We start from the raw sequence: 17,201 nt of genomic DNA, 5'->3' as shown, positions 1-17,201 counted from the left end.
TCCGGGCGGCCCCCGGCCCTACGATGCCGACCCGCGGGGCCGCGCGGGCTCCAGGAGCTCTACGTGACCGAAGCGCCATCGCCTCTGCGGACCTACGTGCTCGACACCTCGGTGCTGCTGTCCGACCCGTGGGCGACCACCCGGTTCGCCGAACACGAAGTGGTGGTTCCGTTGGTGGTGATCAGTGAGCTCGAGGCCAAGCGCCACCATCACGAGCTGGGCTGGTTCGCCCGGCAGGCGCTGCGGCTGTTCGACGATCTGCGACTGGAGTACGGGCGGCTGGATCAGCCGATTCCCGTTGGGACACAAGGCGGCACGCTTCACGTCGAACTCAACCACAGCGACCCGGCAGTGCTGCCCGCCGGTTTTCGCACCGACACCAACGACGCGCGCATCCTGACCTGTGCGGCCAACCTTGCTGCCGAGGGCAAGCGAGTCACGTTGGTGAGCAAGGACATTCCGCTTCGCGTCAAGGCCGGCGCGGTTGGCCTGCGCGCCGACGAGTACCACGCCCAGGACGTGATCGTGTCAGGCTGGACCGGCATGGCCGAACTCGACGCGTCCGTGGCCGACATCAACGCGCTGTTCGCCGACGGCGAGATCGACCTGCAGGCGGCCCGAGATCTGCCGTGCCACACCGGGATTCGGTTGCTCGGCGGTGCCTCGCATGCACTAGGGCGCGTCAATGCCGGCAAGCGGGTGCAGCTGGTGCGCGGCGACCGTGAGGTGTTCGGGTTGCGCGGCCGCTCCGCCGAGCAGCGGGTGGCGCTGGATCTTCTGCTCGACGAATCCGTGGGCATCGTGTCGCTGGGCGGCAAGGCAGGCACCGGGAAGTCGGCGCTGGCACTGTGTGCGGGCCTGGAGGCCGTGCTCGAGCGGCGCACGCATCGCAAGGTCGTGGTGTTCCGGCCGCTGTACGCGGTCGGCGGCCAGGATCTGGGCTATCTGCCGGGCAGCGAGAGCGACAAGATGGGCCCCTGGGCGCAGGCGGTCTTCGACACTTTGGAGGGCCTGGCCAGTCCCGCGGTGCTCGACGAGGTGCTGTCGCGGGGAATGCTCGAAGTGCTGCCGCTGACCCACATTCGGGGCCGGTCGCTGCACGACTCGTTCGTGATCGTCGACGAGGCACAGTCGTTGGAACGCAACGTGCTGCTGACTGTGCTGTCACGGCTGGGCGCGGGCTCGCGCGTGGTGCTCACTCACGACGTCGCCCAGCGCGACAACTTGCGGGTGGGCCGCCACGACGGCGTCGCGGCCGTCATCGAAAAACTCAAGGGCCATCCGCTGTTTGCCCACATCACGCTGGTGCGCAGCGAACGGTCGCCGATCGCGGCGCTGGTCACCGAAATGCTCGAGGAGATCAGCCCCGGCGCGTTGCCGTAGCGGCGCTGCTAGCTTCGGCCGGTAAGCTGCCCCGCGTGCCGAGACGACCCGCCAGCCGCGTCAAGCCGTACTGGCTGACGCTGTGCGCAGCGGCTGGGGCAGTGGCGGTGTTGGTGATCGGCAGCGTGACCGGCCACGTGAGGCTGACCAGCGCCGACGACGTCGATTGTTCGAAGGTCAAGTGCGTGGCGCTGACGTTCGACGACGGACCGAGCCCGTACACCGACCGGCTGCTGCAGATCCTGAAGGACAACGACGCGAAGGCGACGTTCTTCCTGATCGGCAACAAAGTGGCGGCCAACCCCGCGGGCGTCAAGCGGATCGTCGACGCCGGCATGGAAGTGGGCAGCCATACCTGGGAACACCCCAACATGACGACCATCCCGCCCGACGCGATCGGCCCGCAACTGTCGAAGGCCAGCGACGCGATCGCCGCGGCGACCGGTCAGCGGCCTAAGCTCTGGCGGCCCGCCGGCGGATTGACCAACGACGCCGTGAACCAGGTGGCCGCCCAGCAGGGGCTGGCGGCGATCCTGTGGGACGTGATTCCGTTCGACTGGATGAACGACTCCAACACCGCGGCAACGCGGTACATGCTGATGACCCAGATCAGGCCAGGTGCGGTGGTGTTGTTCCACGACACCTACTCGAGCACAGTCGACTTGGTGTACCAATTTCTTCCGGTGCTGGAGGCCAACGGCTACCACATGGTCACGGTGAGCCAGCTGCTGGGCCCGAGAACGCCGGGCAGCGTCTACGGCGGACGGGAGAACGGGCCGCCCGCCAACGATCTTCACGACATCCCGGCCGCGGAGATCCCGGCGCTGCCGAATACGCCGTCGCCCAAGCCGATGCCGAACTTCCCGATCACCGACCTGCCGGACCAGAACCCGGGCGGCCCAACCCAGTGATTTCGGTGCGCTTTCCGGCGCGCAGCGCACGTTAGCGCACCGAAATCACTCCTTGACCTTGGCCATTGCGAGGACGTCGAGCCGCCTGTCCAGCTCTTCCTCGGAGAGCTTGTCGCCGATCAACCCACGGTCGATGACCGCTTGGCGAATCGTCTTGTGCTCCTTGAGCGCTTCTTTCGCCACGGCGGCCGCCTCTTCGTAGCCGATCGCGGAGTTCAGCGGCGTCACGATCGACGGCGACGACTCGGCCAGCGTGCGCAGCCGCTCCTCATTGGCGACGAGCCCGTCGATGCAACGCGCTGCGAACAGCCGCGATGCGTTCGCCAGCAGCTTGAGCGACTCCAGCACATTGCGCGCCATCATCGGGATGTACACGTTCAGCTCGAACGCGCCGTTGGCGCCGCCCCAGGCGATTGCCGCGTCGTTGCCCACCACCTGCGCGGCCACCTGCGTAACCGCCTCGGGGATAACAGGATTCACCTTGCCCGGCATGATCGAGCTGCCTGGCTGCAGATCGGGCAGCTGAATTTCGGCCAAGCCGGTCAACGGGCCCGACCCCATCCATCGGATGTCGTTGGCGATCTTCGTCAGCGACACTGCGATGGTGCGCAGCGCACCTGAGATTTCGACGAGCCCGTCGCGTGCGGCCTGCGCCTCGAAAGGATTGACCGCCCTGCGCAATTCGGCCAAACCCGTCTGCTCCCGTAGCACTTCGACAACCTTCTCGCCGAAGCCGTCCGGTGCGTTCAGTCCGGTGCCGACGGCGGTGCCGCCGATCGCCAGTTCACCGAGCCGCGGCAGCGCGGCGCGCACCCGCTCGATGCCGGCTTCGATCTGGCGGGCATATCCGCTGAACTCCTGCCCAAGCGTCACCGGCACCGCATCCATCAGGTGCGTGCGTCCCGACTTGACCACCGTGCGCCACTGGCGCGACTTGTTCGCCAGCGACTCGTGCAGCACCTCGAGCGCTGGAATGAGTTGTCGCACAGCGGCTTCCGTGGCCGCGATGTGCGTGGCGGTGGGGAAGGTGTCGTTCGACGACTGCGACATGTTGACGTCGTCGTTGGGGTGGACGGTGACGCCGTTGCGGGCGGCGATGCTTGCGATCACCTCGTTGGTGTTCATGTTGGAGCTGGTGCCCGAACCGGTCTGGAAGACGTCGATGGGGAACTGGTCGTCGTGCTGGCCGTCGGCGATCTCTGCGGCCGCGGCGATGATCGCGTCGGCCTTTTCCGCGGCGAGCAGCCCGAGGTCCTTATTCACCTGGGCGCATGCGCCTTTGAGCAGGCCGAGGGCGCGGATCTGGGCGCGCTCCAGGCCGCGGCCGGAGATCGGGAAGTTCTCCACCGCGCGCTGGGTCTGCGCGCGCCACAGCGCATCCTTGGGCACCCGAACTTCGCCCATGGTGTCGTGCTCGATGCGGTATTCGTCCGCGTCAGTTGCCTTTTCGACGGCAGCGTCGGTCATGAAGTTCCTTACTCGTGTGTTGTTAGGGCAGCGGCTGAATGGCGTTGGTGTCGCCGGTGAAGTCGATCGCCGAGTATTCGTTGAGTTTCGACAGCCGGTGATAAGCCTCGATCATTCGCACGGTGCCCGACTTACTACGCATGACGATCGACTGCGTGGTGCAGCCGCCGCCGTAGAAGTGGACGCCCTTGAGCAAATCACCGTCGGTGACGCCGGTGGCGCAGAAGAAGACGTTGTCACCGGACACCAGCTCGGCGGTGTCGAGCACACGTTCGAGGTCGTGGCCCTTGTCGATGGCCTTCTGGCGTTCCTCGTCGTCCTTCGGCCACAGCTTCGCCTGGATGGCGCCCCCCATGCAGCGGATGGCGGCGGCGGCGATGATGCCTTCGGGAGTGCCGCCGATGCCCGCCAGCATGTCGGTGCTGGTGTTGGGGCGGCATGCCGAGATCGCACCGGCCACGTCGCCATCGGAGATGAGCCGGCACCGCGCGCCCGCGGCACGCACGTCGGCGATCAACTGCGCATGGCGCGGCCGGTCCAGGATGCACACCGTCATATCCGAGACCGACATGTTCTTGGCCTTCGCCACCCGCCGCACGTTTTCTCCGATCGGCGCGGTGATGTCGATGACGTCTGCCGCTTCCGGTCCGACGGCGATCTTCTCCATGTAGTACACCGCCGACGGGTCGAACATCGTGCCACGCTCCGACACCGCCAACACCGAGATCGCGTTTGCCAGGCCCTTGCTCATCAGCGTGGTGCCGTCGATGGGGTCGACCGCGAAGTCCACTTCCGGGCCCCAACCATTGCCGACGTGCTCGCCGTTGTAGAGCATGGGCGCGTTGTCCTTCTCGCCCTCTCCGATCACCACGATGCCGCGCATCGAGACGGAGTTGACCAGTTCACGCATCGCGTCGACAGCTGCACCGTCGCCGCGCTCCTTGTCACCGCGACCTACCCAGCGGCCTGCCGCCATGGCGCCCGCCTCGGTGACCCGGACGAGCTCCAATGCCAGATTTCGGTCAGGAGCTTCTCGTCGGCGAGATTCCGTCATGGCGCGATTGTCCCAGAAAGGGGTGGGCTGACGGGAGCTGGGATACTGGCGACGTGAGCAGTCCGCAGGGGCCGGTGCCCAGGCCGTCGAAGCCCAGACTGCTCCAGGACGGCCGCGACATGTTCTGGTCGCTGGCGCCGCTGGTGGTGGCCTGCATCGTGCTCGCCGGGCTGGTCGGGATGTGTTCGTTTCAGCCGCGCGGCCCGAAGAGCGGTCCGGCACCGTCCTTCGACGCCGCCGCCGAGGTGCGTGCGGACGCCGCCCAGCTCGGTTTTCCGATCCGCCTGCCGCGCCTGCCCGACGGCTGGCACGCGAATTCCGGACGCCGCGACAGCATCGACGACGGCCGCACCGACCCGGTGACCGGCCGCAAGGAGCGGGCGGTGCTCTCGACGGTCGGGTATCTGGCGCCCAGCGGCATGTACCTCAGCCTGACGCAGAGCAACGCCGACGAGCAGCAGCTTGTCGAGAAGATCAGCGCCGCGCAGTCGCTGGAGGAAGCGATGTACCCGACGGGTGCTCAGAACGTCGACGGCGTCAGTTGGGTGGTTTACGACGACCCGAAAAGCGACAAGCAGCTGTGGACCACACGCCTGGCCGGACCCGGCGGTGCGGCGCAAATCGCGATTGCAGGCGGCGCACCTGCTGACGAATTTCGTACGCTGGCCGCGGCCACGCAGTCACAACCGCCGCTCCCCGCGCGATAGGAGACCCATGACCGCACCGGAAGCTGACCTGACAGGTTGGACCGCAGCTCCGTTCACGGCCGAGGGCATCACCCATGACGTGTACCGCAAAGGGGACGGTCCCGGCGTGGTGCTGATCCCGGAGATTCCCGGGCTGACCCCGCAAGTGCTGGCACTGGGAAATCATGTGGTGGACAACGGCTTTACGGTCGCATCACCGTCGTTGTTCGGGGAGCCGGGCCGCCCGATCAGCCTCGCTTACGTGGTGCCGACGATGGCGCGGGCCTGCGTGGCGCGGGAGTTCATGGCGTTCGCCACCAACGCCGAGCGGCCGGTGGCGCGCTACCTGCGGGCGCTGGCGCGCGACCTCAACGAGCGCACCCCAGGCAAGGGCGTCGGCGTGATCGGCATGTGCTTCACCGGCGGCTTCGCCTTGGCGGCAGCCGTCGACGACAGCGTGCTGGCTCCCGTGCTCAGCCAGCCGTCGGTGCCGATCGCGCTCACGCCGGCGCAGCGCCGCAATCCCGGGCTGTCGGAGCGGGAGTTGCAGCGGGTCGTGCAGCGGGCCACCGACGAAGGCTTGTGCGCCATGGGATTGCGGTTCACCGGCGACCCCGCAGTGCCGGCCGAGCGGTTCGAGACGCTCAAGCAACGGCTCGGTGATGCGTTCGAGGTGATCGAGATCGACTCGTCACCGGGTAACGAGCACGGCTTCGGCCGGATGGCGCATTCGGTGCTCACAGATCAGGTTCGAGAGCGGGACGGCCACCCAGCGTACGAGGCCCGCAAGCGCGTCGTCGCATTCCTCAAGGAACGGCTGTCTGCTCAATAGCCCTGCGGCGCAACGGCCATCGGCGCTTCGGCCGGTCATCGTCCGCTGCGGTTTCCAGCGGAACGCCCTTGTACACGGCGAGATAGACGCTGATCGTCGTCACGATCACGATCATCAGCACGGGGCCGATCACGATGCCCCAGAAGCCGAACATCGCAATGCCCGAGAACACCGCGAGCAACATAAGCGCGGGATCAAGGCGCGCAGCCCGCGGCACGAGAATCGGTCGCAGGAAGTTGTCGATGTTGGTCACTACCAGCAGGTGCCACAGCACGACGAATATGCCGCCAAAAATGTTGCCGAACAACGCCATTCCGATGCCGAACGGGATTGTCACGATGCCGCCGCCGAGCGGGATGATCGACAGTGCGGTCAGCAGGATCGCGAAGATAAAGAATCCGTCGTGAAAGCCGGCGATGTAGATCGACAACGCCCCGGCCACACCTTGGCACGCCGCGACCACGAACTGACCTCTGACCGTTCCGCGCACCATCGCGCCCATCTTGGCCAGGTACAGGTCGGTGACCTCCTCGCCAAGGGGATTGAGTCGCCGGATCAACGTGATCAGCCTGTCGCGCTTGGTCAGTAGCGAGACGAACACGTACAAGAAGATGATTGCCGACGTGACGGCGCCGACGACGCTGCCTGCCGCGGTCTGCAGGAACTCGAGCAGCCACTGACCGGCGTGCTGCGAGAGCGTCGTCATCCATTTCCGCAACGACTCCTGCGTGACGGTGACGTCGACGAACGGCAGCTTCTCCAGCAGCCTGTTGACACCCCGCAGAATCCTGTCGCCGAGTGAGCTCAGATCAGTGGCCGCCAGCCAGTTCGCGACGCTTTTGACCATGTGCGTGATCTGGACCGTGGCGAGCAAGACGAACAGTGCCGCCGGTATGACGACCGCCAACAGCGCGGCCAACAGCGTGATCGCGGCAGAAAGTCCGGCGCTGAACCGTTTGTTGAGCCACGTGAACAACGGGGTGAACAGGTAGGCGCCGACCGCCGCGACGACGACGAGAATGAAGTAGCTCCGCAGGAAATATGCGCCGAACGCCAGCGCGATCACGGTGACGACGGCCAGCGCTCGCTTCTGGCTCTCGGTGAAGTCCATCGTGTGAACGTTAGCCAGCCGTGTCGGTCATCGCGCTGGCGTTGACGATGTAGCCCCGGCGCGAGGGTGCGCCGTGGTACACCCTGCCCGGCGTGCGCTGTACAGACACGCACGCTCGCGGGGAGCGAGGGGAGGGGTGGGCTAGACCTTGGCTGGTTGCTTGCCTTGCGCTTTGATCTCGTTGTACAGCTCGATGTAGTACGGCAGGCACTCCTGCATCGCTTCTTCGGTGGTGTACAGCGGCTCGTAGCCGAGCTCGCGTCGAGCTTTCTCCACCGAGAAGTAGTTGTCGAGGTAAAGCCGTTCCACCGCAAGGGGTTCCAGCGGCGGTGCCGGCAGGTTGAACTTGAAATGCAGCTGCTGCCACACCGTCATGACGAAGTGCACCAGGCGGCCGGAGATGCGAAACCTTGGCCAGTGCTCACCGCAGGCCTCGACGACCGGGCGGGCGAACTCGAACATGTTTACGGGATCGTCGTCGTTGATGAAGTACGCCTGACCGGGCGCGGTCCCGCCCGGAACCAGGTGCTGCGCCGCAAGGATGAAGCCGTGCACCAGGTTCGCGATGTACGAATTGTCAAGGCGCGCTTTCTTACTGCCGATCAGCACTTTGACCTGGCCGGTGACGACGCGCTCGAACACCTTGCGGAACATCGTCTGGTCGCCGCGGCCCCAGATACCGCTCGGCCGGATGGAACACGTCAGCAGCCCGTCGACGCCGTTCTGCGACAGCACGAACTTCTCGGCTTCCACTTTGGTCTCGGTGTAGAGGTCGGCGAATCGATCCGTGTACGGCAGAGTTTCGTCGCCGCCGGAGATCGCCTTGCCGCCGATGACGACGCTGTTGCTCGCGGTGTACACGAAGCGCTTCACCCCGGCTTTCTGCGCCGCATGTACAAGGTTCTTGGTGCCCTCGACGTTCACGGCGAAGCTGCGACGCCGGTACTCCTCGGTGACCGACTTTCCACCCATCAGCTCGATCAGCGCCGCCGTGTGAAAGATCGTGTCCACACCGTCCACCGCGGCGGCCACCGCGTCGGGGTCGCAGATGTCGCCGACCACCGTCTCGAGGCCGGGACGGCCGCTAAGCGGCGACGGCACGCGGTCGAACGCGCGTACCTGGTACCCGCGGTCGAGCAGTGTGGCCACCAGATTGCAGCCGACGAACCCGGAGCCGCCGGTGACCAGCACCTTGCCCAGATCGGTCGTCAGTGAAGCGTCACGCATGCCGGAAGCATAACTGAAACCTGTTCCAATTTCGAGAACTGTTTGCGAATGAAACTAGTTAGCCGACGTCGTCGCCGTCGCGCCCGGCCAGCGCATCCTCTACTCTTTTGCGGGCTCCGGCTAAGTGTTCCTCACAGCGTTTGGCCAGCTCCTCGCCTCTTTCCCAGAGCTTCAGCGACGTATCCAGATCGAGTCCGCCCTGCTCCAGCACGCGGACTACTTCCATCAGCTCGTCGCGGGCTTCTTCGTAGCCGAGTTCACTAATGGGTCTAGGCGCCGGTGCCGACGAGGGGTCCGTCATGACTGCTCTTCACCCGAACTGACGGCGCCGAATGCGCCGTCGGATACGCGTATTCGCAGCTGCGTACCGGCCGGCGCCTGCGCGGCCGAGCGCACCACCACCGGTGCAGCGCCCTCTGGGATCGCCTGCACCACCGCGTAGCCACGGGCAAGTGTCGCTGCCGGCCCCAGCGTGCCGAGGCGCGCCGACAGATGGCCGATCCGGTCGGTCTCCGCAGCGACCAGACGCTTGACGTCGCGTCGTGCCGCGCTGCGTGCCCGCTCGATCTCCTCGCTTCGGGCGGTCAGCATCTGCAGCGGCGCGGCCAGCACGGGCCGCGACCTCAACTGATGGACCAGTCGCTCTTCTCGGCTCACCCAGTGCCGCAGGGCGCGTGCACTGCGACGGCACAGGTCGTCGAGAAGCGCCCGCTCGGCGGCCATATCCGGCACGATTCGCTTGGCCGCGTCGGTGGGCGTGGCCGCGCGCACGTCGGCAACCAGATCGCAGATCGGATTGTCGGGCTCGTGGCCCACCGCGCTGACTACCGGCGTGGTGCATGCCGCGATCACCCGGCACAGCGTCTCGTCGGAGAACGGCAGCAGGTCTTCGACGCTGCCACCACCGCGGGCGAGCACGATCACGTCGACGTCCGGATGCGCGTCCAACTCACGCAACGCGTCGACAATCTGCGGCACCGCGTTCGGTCCCTGGACCGCGACGTTGCGCAGTTCGAACCGCACCGCCGGCCACCGGGTCGAGGCAACGGTCATCACGTCGCGTTGGGCGGCGCTGGCCCGTCCGGTGATCAGCCCTACCGCCGTCGGCAAGAACGGAATCGGCCGCTTGAGCCGGACGTCGAACAGCCCTTCGGCGTCCAGCAGCCGTCGCAGCCGCTCGATCCGGGCCAGCAGCTCGCCGATACCTACCGCGCGAATCTCGCTGAGCCGCAAAGAGAATGAGCCGCGACCGGTGTAGAACGTCGGCTTGCCGCAGACGACCACCTGCGTACCTTCAGCCAGCCGGACCGGTGCTGCGAGCACAAGGTCGCGCGGGCAGGTGACCGTCAGCGACATGTCCGCGGCCGGATCGCGCAGCACCATGAACACGGTTTTGGAATCGGGCCGGATGTTGATCTCGGTGAGCTGACCTTCGACCCAGACCATTCCGAGCCGGTCGATCCATTTGGCCACCCGGGTGGCGACGGCCCGCACCGGCCAGGGGTGCTCCGCTGAGTTCGGCGGCGCAGGAGCGGTCACTTGGCGGACGCGCGGGTGATCCTGTTGGCCAGCAGGGTCTGGAACGGTGCCCTGGCCTTGGTGGCTTCCTCGTAGGCCAGCAGCGCGTCGAGTTCATTGACGGACAGCGATTGCAGCCGGGCCCGAAGCTGCGCCAGCGTGAGGTCGTCGTAGCCGAGTTCGACGGCGATCTCCGGCGGATCTGTGGCGGCCGCCGTCGCGTCGTCGGCGTTCGTCGTCGTCTCCGCCGGCGGCGGGTCAGCCGAGTACAGCGCGAACCGGCCTTCGGCCCGCCGGTCGCGCTCGCTGCTCAGCGGGGTGACCTGTGCGGTGTCCTCGAGGTCCTCGTCGAAGGTGGCCCACTCCGGCTGCTCGTCTTTCGGCGGAAACAGCGTGTCGAGCGTCTCGTCGCCTTTGATCACCATGTCGGCGATGTTCTGCTGAACGCGCATGAACAAATGCGCGGCCTGGCTTACCAGCGTCATCGGGTACATCAGCAGCGTGTGCGGAAACTTGCGCGTCTCCTCGACGACAGTGGCTGCGGCACCGACCAGCAGCCGAACCCCATATGGTGCATTGGCCATGTGGTCCAGCCTGCCCTAACGCTGGCGCATGTCAAAGCTTGCCCCGGCGTTTGGCGCGCAGGTGCCGCCGGACCGTACCCTGGCTCTATGCCGCCGACCGTCAACATGGGGATTCCTGGCGCCGCCAGCGGTGTGGCGCAGCGACCCACCGGCAAGCGAGTGCTGCTGGCAGAGCCGCGCGGCTACTGCGCGGGTGTGGACCGCGCCGTCGAAACCGTCGAGCGGGCGCTGGAGAAGCACGGGGCGCCGGTGTATGTGCGCCATGAGATCGTGCACAACCGGCACGTCGTCGACACGCTGGCCAAGGCGGGCGCGGTGTTCGTCAAGGAGACCGACGAGGTGCCCGAGGGCGCCATCGTGGTGTTCTCCGCTCACGGCGTCGCGCCGACGGTGCACCAGTCGGCCGCCGAGCGCAAACTTCAGGTGATCGACGCTACCTGCCCGCTGGTCACCAAGGTGCACAACGAGGCCAAGCGGTTCGCCCGCGACGACTACGACATCTTGCTGATCGGCCACGAAGGCCACGAGGAAGTGGTCGGCACCGCCGGGGAGGCGCCCGAGCATGTGCAGCTGGTCGACGGCCCCGACGCCGTCGACGACGTGACCGTCCGCGACGAGAACAAGGTCGTGTGGCTGTCACAGACCACGCTGTCGGTCGACGAGACGATGGAAACCGTGCACCGGCTTCGCGAGCGTTTCCCTAAGCTGCAGGACCCGCCCAGCGACGACATCTGCTACGCCACCCAGAACCGGCAGGTCGCTGTCAAGGCGATGGCTCCGGAGTGCGAGCTGGTGATCGTCGTCGGTTCGCGCAACTCGTCGAACTCGGTGCGGCTGGTCGAGGTGGCGCTAGGTGCGGGCGCCGACGCGGCATACCTGGTCGACTACGCCGACGACATCGATCCGGCATGGCTCGACGGCGTCACCACGGTGGGCGTCACGTCGGGGGCTTCGGTGCCCGAGGTGCTGGTTCGCGGCGTGCTGGAGCGGCTGGCCGGCTATGGCTACGACGTGGTGCAGCCGGTGACCACCGCCAACGAGACGCTGGTGTTTGCGCTGCCGCGTGAAATCCGCCCGTCGCGGGCGTGATTGTCAAGCGCTGCAAGCGCTTCAGATGTCGTACTCCCAGGTCTCGGCTTCCCACGACCGCGAGCGCGGGCGCACGGGCTGGTCTTCCCGAGCTTCGGCGTCCGCGGGGCTGCTGCGGTAGCGGACCCGAGAGATCGGGTGGTGGGTGCCATTGGTGACCGCGGAGTTGACCGGGGATCCGTTGCCGCCAGGACGCCGGCGTGGCGGCACTTCGAACGGCTCGAACGGGTCGGAGGAGTCGTACCGGCTGCGACGTTCGTGGGGTGCTCGGCGTTCGTAGGGTTCGCGGCGCTCGTAGGGATTGCGGCGTTCGTAGGGCTCGCGCCGCTCGTACGGGTTGCGTGCGGAGCGGGCGGAAGCCGATCGGCGACGGGGCAGGTCGACGGGCTCGTCGGGTTGCCGCCCCGCGTCGGTGCGGCTTCGGCGTCGCCGCGGCTGCACGTCGTCCTCGTCGAGCGGCGGTCGTGTCCGTCGTGACCGGGTGGTTTCCCCGCGCTTTGCGGCTTTGGCGCGCTGCGCCGAACGCGTGGTCTTGGGCCGGTCGACCGCGTGGCGACGTTTCCGGGCCGGCTCCTTGTCCTTCTGCTCCTCCTGCGCCGGTTCGTTGCCCGTGCGGGAGAACAGCCCAGCGATCTTGTCGGCGATGTCTGTCACCCGTACCGCCTTGGCCGGTTCCGCCTCGGACGCGCGGTTGCCGAGGAACCAGCGCGCCAGCCCGATCAGCAGCACCGCGCCGGAGGTGAACAACATCAGCGGAAACCGCTCGATCAGCGGATAGGCGCAGTTGATGACCACATCTTTGAGGCCGCTCAGCTTGCCGCCGTGGAACAGGAAGTAGGCGCCGGGCACGCTGACGAACAGGATCATCGGCGGCTGCACGACGGCGGTGAACAACCCGGACTGCCGAACCGCCAGCACTGCCGCGACGCAGCCGACCGCATACAGCGCAGCGAACACGTGAGTCAGCTCATTGCCGCCGCCGGCGTCGAACGCGAAGCCGATGGCGGTGGCGATGACGGCGATCGCCACGGCACCCCACCACGGCACACCCGGCACATTCGGGTGCACGGAGCGGCGCTGCGCACTCACCACCGAAGCGTCCCGCTGTGCAGACACAGGTAGACCGTACCGGTTGAACCGCAAAGTCCGCTGTCAAGCACGGCTGGGTGCGCATGTCGCAAATGCCTAGACTGTGGACCCTGTGAGTCTGAACCTGGGAATCGTCGGCCTGCCCAACGTCGGCAAATCGACGTTGTTCAATGCCCTGACACGCAACGACGTGCTGGCCGCGAACTACCCCTTCGCCACGATCGAGCCCAACGAAGGCGTGGTAGCGCTGCCCGACCCGCGGCTGGAGAAGTTGGCCGAGATGTTCGGATCCGCGCGAATCGTGCCGGCGCCGGTGACGTTCGTCGACATCGCGGGCCTGGTCAGGGGCGCGTCCGAAGGCGCCGGTCTGGGCAACAAGTTCCTGGCCAATATCCGCGAGTGCGACGCGATCTGCCAGGTGGTGCGAGTGTTCGCCGACGACGACGTCGCCCACGTCTCCGGTGAGGTGAATCCGGCGTCGGACATCGAGGTCGTCGAGACGGAGCTGATTCTGGCGGATCTTCAGACGCTGGAGCGTGCTCTGCCGCGTCTGGAGAAGGAGGCCCGTACCCACAAGGACCGGCGCCCCGTGCTCGAGGCGGCGCAGGCCGCCGAGAAGGTGTTGAACGAAGCAACGACGTTGTTCGCCGCGGGTGTGGACACGTCGCTGCTGCGTGAGCTGAATTTGTTGACGACGAAGCCGTTCCTCTACGTCTTCAACGCCGACGAGGCGGTGCTGACCGATTCTGCGCGGCAGGCCGCACTGCGGGAATTGGTGGCGCCGGCCGACGCGGTGTTTTTGGACGCCAAGATCGAGGCCGAGCTGTTGGAGCTCGACGACGAGTCGGCCGCCGAGCTGTTGGAGTCGATCGGCCAAACCGAACGTGGCCTGGATGCGTTGGCGCGAGCGGGCTTTCATACGTTGCGTCTGCAGACGTTCTTGACCGCCGGCCCAAAAGAGGCGCGGGCGTGGGTGATCCACCAAGGCGATACCGCTCCCAAGGCCGCGGGCGTGATCCATTCCGACTTCGAGAAGGGCTTCATCAAAGCGGAGGTGGTGTCATACGACGACCTGGTGGCTGCCGGGTCGATGGCGGCGGCCCGCGCCGCGGGCAAGGTCCGGATGGAGGGCAAGGACTACGTGATGGCCGACGGCGACGTGGTGGAGTTCCGGTTCGGAGCAGCATCTACAACCAAGAGGTAGGTTGACGGCTTCGTCGAAAGCTTCGCTTGACCGGCGCTGATACTACGATCAGTAGTAGTGCGTCTTGGAGGAGGACGACGATGCGGTGGCGCGGAGTCAGCCATGTCGAGTTCGCGGTGCTGGACTACGACGCATCGATCGAGTTCTACGACGGGTTGTTCGGTTGGCTCGGGTACAGCAGCTTCTCGTCGATGAACATGGAATATCAGTCGATCTATTACATGACGCGCTACGTCAACCCGCACAGCTACGTCGGCATCCAACCGGCCCGCAGCGGAGAAAGACTGGCGCACAGCGAGCAGGCGGTCGGGATCAACCACATCGCACTGTGGGCACGCAGCAGAAGAGAAGTCGACCGCTTCCATCGCGACTTTCTTCTCAAGCGCGACCTTCCCGTCACAGACGCACCGAAGGCGTACCCGCAGTACTGGCCCGGCTACTATGCGGTGTTTTTCGACGACCCGATCAACGGGATCCATTGGGAGCTGGCGTGGGTACCGAAAGTCCCTAGCCCCCGCGAAGTCTGGTCGTCCTATCGAGCACTTCGTAACTTCGCCGGCAGTCGGCCAGATCTGGCGAGCACGGTGCCTGGGGTCGTCTTGCAGGCAAGGCGAACCCTGCCGTCCCGCGAATCGGCAGCAGGCCCAGATCTCGGAATGCAACATAGCGGGTAATGCGGTGGAGTTCCGGTTCATCGCGTAGCAAGTTGAGAGGCTCGGGCGTGCGCGGTGGTTCGCTCAGCATGACCTCAGATAGCCGTCCAATAGCCTCATGAGTTCGGCAACGCGGGTGGTACCTGCCGGCGCCGGTGGGTAGCGGCGCAGAACGTCGATCAGGACGGGCGATGCACGTGTGGCCGCTCGCTTGATGTGGGCGATTACGAGCCGTCGGTCACCAGCGGTGAGTTCGGCCGCGACCGCGGCATGGGCAGCCGAGCGAAGGATGTGACCAACCTGATCAGCCTTGGCAAACGGATGTAGGTAAGCGGCTGCTGCCGCGTCGCCTGCCGCGTACGCGGCATGCTTCGCCGGCTCCGTACCGGCGCCTTTGGCTGCTCGGTGAGCATCGAGAGCAGTGACCCGCTGCAGGTTGCTTCGCTTGGCGCCCTTGGCGAATGCCCACGCGGCATCAACGGCCGATCGGGGCCGTGCATCGAGTGGGTTGACCTCTTCGAAGACGTGCAAGACGTCCTCGGCATTTTGGACCGCGAACCGAGCGACTTCGCGCAACTCGGACATTCCGAGATGGAAGTACTCAGGCGTGGGAGCCACCTGCCAATTGTCGACGACACTGTGACGCGTTTCGACGGTGCAGTAGTGGAGTTCCGTTCAACGTGTAGGGCACTGCTGGCGCACCATCCGTTCGCTGCACCAACGCTTCGGCCTCGTGGTCGTGCAAACCGACATGCATCATTGATGCACACGGAGGTGCCGGATGCGGACGACGGTGACGATCGACGATGCGTTGCTCGCGAAAGCGGCAGAGCTCACGGGTGTGTCGGACAATGTGGCACTGCTCCGGCAGGGCTTGCAGACGTTGATCAGAGTCGAGAGCGGTCGTCGCCTGGCGGCCCTTGGCGCCACGGACCCGCAGGCCCAAGCCGCTCCCCGGCGGAGAGCGTCTGTCGATGATCCTCGTTGACACGTCGACATGGATTGACCACCTGCATGCCGCGGAGCCACCCCCTTGGTCATCGGGAATTGGCGTTGGGTTCGATCAAGAAGCGCCGCGGCGTGCTGGGGTTGTTGCTGTCCAACCTCCGCCAGTTCTCGACGGCCGCACATGCTGAGGTGCTTCACCTGGTCGAGCAGTCGCACCTAACGATTCGATCACTATGCGGACAGGCGAGCCTAAGAAAATGCGGCGAATTCTTAGAACATAAATGATGGCTCATCGAAATTCGGACATATTTGAGGCCCAGATCACGCGGAAACGGCGTAACGCTCGCTCTCAGTGAACAAGTGGCCGCTAGCAGCGCGTTTGCCTCCGTTTCCCTTCGGTTACCTTAGATTTCGGGCGGGGAAATCTGCGACCCATTCGCGATGTGAAGGAAATGATGATGAAAGTAAGTGGTAAAACCGTGCGCCGCGGAGTGGTCGGCGCTTGTGCCGGAAGCCTGCTTGGGGGGCTCGCCGCCGCGACCATCGCAGCGCCGACGGCGACTGCTGCGCCCGACCAGTGCAGCGCCAGCCAGGTAGCTGGCACCGTGAGTTCAGTGACCGGTTCGGCGCGTCAGTACCTCGACACTCATCCTGGTGCCAACCAGGTGGTGACGGCTGCGTTCAACCAGCCGCGCCCGGAGGCCGAGTCCAATCTGCGTGCGTACTTCACGGCTCACCCGCAGGAGTACTACGACTTGCGCGGCATCCTGGCGCCGATCGGTGACACGCAGCGCCAGTGCAACGTGTCGGTGTTGCCGCCGGATCTGGCGTCGGCGTACAACCAGTTCATGGCTGGCTAATTCGGCAGCTGACGGCCCGTCGCGACTCTCGTCGCGGCGGGCCGTTGTGCGTCCGGGGACCGGTACGAGTTCTCCATCAGCATGCGGATGGCGTGGACCCGCTCCTGATATGCCTGCTCGTGCGCGACCACCGCTCGGGCGTACTGCATATTCATGGTGGATTGCTCCTCCCGTCTGCCGCGTTCACATGTAGGACCGCGCAGGCGCTCGGAAGTGGACACTTTTTCGCGCAGGAACGCGTGATCTCTTGCAGAATGCAGCACCCCGCTTGGCGGATCCTGGGGTGGCATGCGTCCCGCAACCCGTTCCCTGACGGGCCTCGATGGCTTACCGTGTCGTGAGTGGAGTCACAGCAACTAGATGCCAGCGAGCTCGTGCCCGTCGAGGCCCTACGTTCAGGCGACCCGATCACCGACATTCACGGTGGGGGAGAGCACTACAAGGTTCTGGAATCGAAGTGCGTCTGCGACGGCTGCGTCGTACTCGAGCTGGAATCCAAGGCCGACGATCGATTCCGAGTGATCGAGAAATCGTTTCCCAGCGGCTACCAAGTCGGCAGGTCACACCTGCGTCATTGGTGACGCC

20 protein-coding genes are annotated in these 17,201 nt (G+C 65.9%); 10 read left to right on the top strand and 10 right to left on the bottom strand.

Annotation, left to right across the window (positions count from 1 at the left end; all coding sequences use genetic code 11):
* The first annotated feature begins 84 nt into the window (after positions 1-84).
* Together phoH2 and AC5Y39_RS12040 are read left to right on the top strand one after the other, a co-directional pair.
* Positions 85-1,383, top strand: coding sequence for an RNA 5'-3' helicase PhoH2 (phoH2, locus tag AC5Y39_RS12045; protein WP_500018832.1), 1,299 nt, complete (start codon positions 85-87; stop codon positions 1,381-1,383).
* Positions 1,384-1,457: 74 nt separating this feature from the next.
* Positions 1,458-2,294: a polysaccharide deacetylase family protein gene (locus AC5Y39_RS12040; RefSeq protein WP_500018834.1), complete on the top strand. Its 837-nt coding sequence runs from the start codon at positions 1,458-1,460 to the stop codon at positions 2,292-2,294.
* A 45-nt stretch (positions 2,295-2,339) separates the two neighbouring features.
* On the opposite strand, the gene AC5Y39_RS12035 is transcribed toward AC5Y39_RS12040, so the two are convergent.
* Together AC5Y39_RS12035 and glpX are read right to left on the bottom strand one after the other, a co-directional pair.
* Entirely contained in the window at positions 2,340-3,761 is a 1,422-nt protein-coding gene (locus tag AC5Y39_RS12035) for a class II fumarate hydratase (protein ID WP_500018599.1), read from the bottom strand.
* 22 nt (positions 3,762-3,783) lie between these two features.
* The gene (gene glpX, locus AC5Y39_RS12030) at positions 3,784-4,815 is read right to left on the bottom strand and encodes a class II fructose-bisphosphatase (RefSeq protein WP_500018601.1); all 1,032 of its coding nucleotides are present in this window, start codon (positions 4,813-4,815) and stop codon (positions 3,784-3,786) included.
* Between the two features lie 53 nt (positions 4,816-4,868).
* On the opposite strand from glpX, the gene AC5Y39_RS12025 reads away from it, so the two are divergent.
* On the top strand, positions 4,869-5,522 hold the full coding sequence (locus tag AC5Y39_RS12025) for a DUF4245 domain-containing protein (RefSeq protein WP_500018603.1): 654 nt from the start codon (positions 4,869-4,871) through the stop codon (positions 5,520-5,522).
* Between the two features lie 7 nt (positions 5,523-5,529).
* Positions 5,530-6,333 carry a dienelactone hydrolase family protein gene (locus AC5Y39_RS12020; protein ID WP_500018605.1) on the top strand — a complete coding sequence of 268 codons (804 nt, stop codon included), beginning with the start codon at positions 5,530-5,532 and terminating at the stop codon, positions 6,331-6,333.
* On the opposite strand, the gene AC5Y39_RS12015 is transcribed toward AC5Y39_RS12020, so the two are convergent.
* The 5 genes from AC5Y39_RS12015 to AC5Y39_RS11995 all read right to left on the bottom strand — a co-directional run bounded on the left by AC5Y39_RS12015 (position 6,308) and on the right by AC5Y39_RS11995 (position 10,773).
* Positions 6,308-7,444: an AI-2E family transporter gene (locus AC5Y39_RS12015; RefSeq protein WP_500018607.1), complete on the bottom strand. Its 1,137-nt coding sequence runs from the start codon at positions 7,442-7,444 to the stop codon at positions 6,308-6,310. The genes AC5Y39_RS12020 and AC5Y39_RS12015 overlap by 26 nt on opposite strands.
* 141 nt (positions 7,445-7,585) lie before the next feature.
* Positions 7,586-8,671, bottom strand: a complete 1,086-nt coding sequence (locus AC5Y39_RS12010) for a 3-beta-hydroxysteroid dehydrogenase (protein WP_500018609.1) — start codon at positions 8,669-8,671, stop codon at positions 7,586-7,588.
* A 58-nt stretch (positions 8,672-8,729) separates the two neighbouring features.
* Positions 8,730-8,972, bottom strand: a complete 243-nt coding sequence (locus tag AC5Y39_RS12005; protein WP_500018611.1) for an exodeoxyribonuclease VII small subunit — start codon at positions 8,970-8,972, stop codon at positions 8,730-8,732.
* On the bottom strand, positions 8,969-10,210 hold the full coding sequence (xseA, locus tag AC5Y39_RS12000) for an exodeoxyribonuclease VII large subunit (RefSeq protein WP_500018613.1): 1,242 nt from the start codon (positions 10,208-10,210) through the stop codon (positions 8,969-8,971). Before xseA ends, AC5Y39_RS12005 begins: the two co-directional genes overlap by 4 nt.
* A complete protein-coding gene (locus AC5Y39_RS11995) occupies positions 10,207-10,773 on the bottom strand; it encodes a lipid droplet-associated protein (RefSeq protein ID WP_500018615.1) in 567 nt (188 codons plus the stop codon). The genes xseA and AC5Y39_RS11995 overlap by 4 nt, the downstream gene beginning before the upstream one ends.
* Positions 10,774-10,860: 87 nt before the next feature.
* On the opposite strand from AC5Y39_RS11995, the gene AC5Y39_RS11990 reads away from it, so the two are divergent.
* Positions 10,861-11,862, top strand: a complete 1,002-nt coding sequence (locus AC5Y39_RS11990) for a 4-hydroxy-3-methylbut-2-enyl diphosphate reductase (RefSeq protein ID WP_500018617.1) — start codon at positions 10,861-10,863, stop codon at positions 11,860-11,862.
* 21 nt (positions 11,863-11,883) lie between these two features.
* Here the strand turns inward: AC5Y39_RS11990 and AC5Y39_RS11985 are convergent, their stop codons facing one another.
* Positions 11,884-12,978: a DUF6542 domain-containing protein gene (locus AC5Y39_RS11985; protein ID WP_500018619.1), complete on the bottom strand. Its 1,095-nt coding sequence runs from the start codon at positions 12,976-12,978 to the stop codon at positions 11,884-11,886.
* Positions 12,979-13,063: 85 nt separating this feature from the next.
* Here AC5Y39_RS11985 and ychF point away from each other — a divergent pair, with 85 nt between their 5' ends.
* A complete protein-coding gene (ychF, locus tag AC5Y39_RS11980) occupies positions 13,064-14,155 on the top strand; it encodes a redox-regulated ATPase YchF (RefSeq protein WP_500018621.1) in 1,092 nt (363 codons plus the stop codon).
* Between the two features lie 80 nt (positions 14,156-14,235).
* Positions 14,236-14,829: a VOC family protein gene (locus tag AC5Y39_RS11975; RefSeq protein ID WP_500018623.1), complete on the top strand. Its 594-nt coding sequence runs from the start codon at positions 14,236-14,238 to the stop codon at positions 14,827-14,829.
* A gap of 63 nt (positions 14,830-14,892) precedes the next feature.
* On the opposite strand, the gene AC5Y39_RS11970 is transcribed toward AC5Y39_RS11975, so the two are convergent.
* On the bottom strand, positions 14,893-15,393 hold the full coding sequence (locus AC5Y39_RS11970; RefSeq protein ID WP_500018836.1) for a putative immunity protein: 501 nt from the start codon (positions 15,391-15,393) through the stop codon (positions 14,893-14,895).
* A 196-nt stretch (positions 15,394-15,589) separates the two neighbouring features.
* On the opposite strand from AC5Y39_RS11970, the gene AC5Y39_RS11965 reads away from it, so the two are divergent.
* Positions 15,590-15,796, top strand: coding sequence for a type II toxin-antitoxin system VapB family antitoxin (locus tag AC5Y39_RS11965; protein ID WP_500018625.1), 207 nt, complete (start codon positions 15,590-15,592; stop codon positions 15,794-15,796).
* 418 nt (positions 15,797-16,214) lie between these two features.
* Positions 16,215-16,616 (top strand): heme-binding protein, encoded by a 402-nt coding sequence (locus tag AC5Y39_RS11960; protein ID WP_500018627.1) that lies wholly within the window; start codon positions 16,215-16,217, stop codon positions 16,614-16,616.
* Here the strand turns inward: AC5Y39_RS11960 and AC5Y39_RS11955 are convergent.
* Positions 16,613-16,771, bottom strand: coding sequence for a hypothetical protein (locus AC5Y39_RS11955; RefSeq protein WP_500018629.1), 159 nt, complete (start codon positions 16,769-16,771; stop codon positions 16,613-16,615). The two genes, AC5Y39_RS11960 and AC5Y39_RS11955, sit on opposite strands and share 4 nt — an antisense overlap.
* A gap of 186 nt (positions 16,772-16,957) precedes the next feature.
* On the opposite strand from AC5Y39_RS11955, the gene AC5Y39_RS11950 reads away from it, so the two are divergent.
* Positions 16,958-17,197: a hypothetical protein gene (locus AC5Y39_RS11950; protein ID WP_500018631.1), complete on the top strand. Its 240-nt coding sequence runs from the start codon at positions 16,958-16,960 to the stop codon at positions 17,195-17,197.
* Positions 17,198-17,201: the final 4 nt, after the last annotated feature.

The organism is Mycobacterium sp. NGS39 (assembly GCF_059812765.1).
This window is presented reverse-complemented; position numbering and strand designations above follow the sequence as displayed.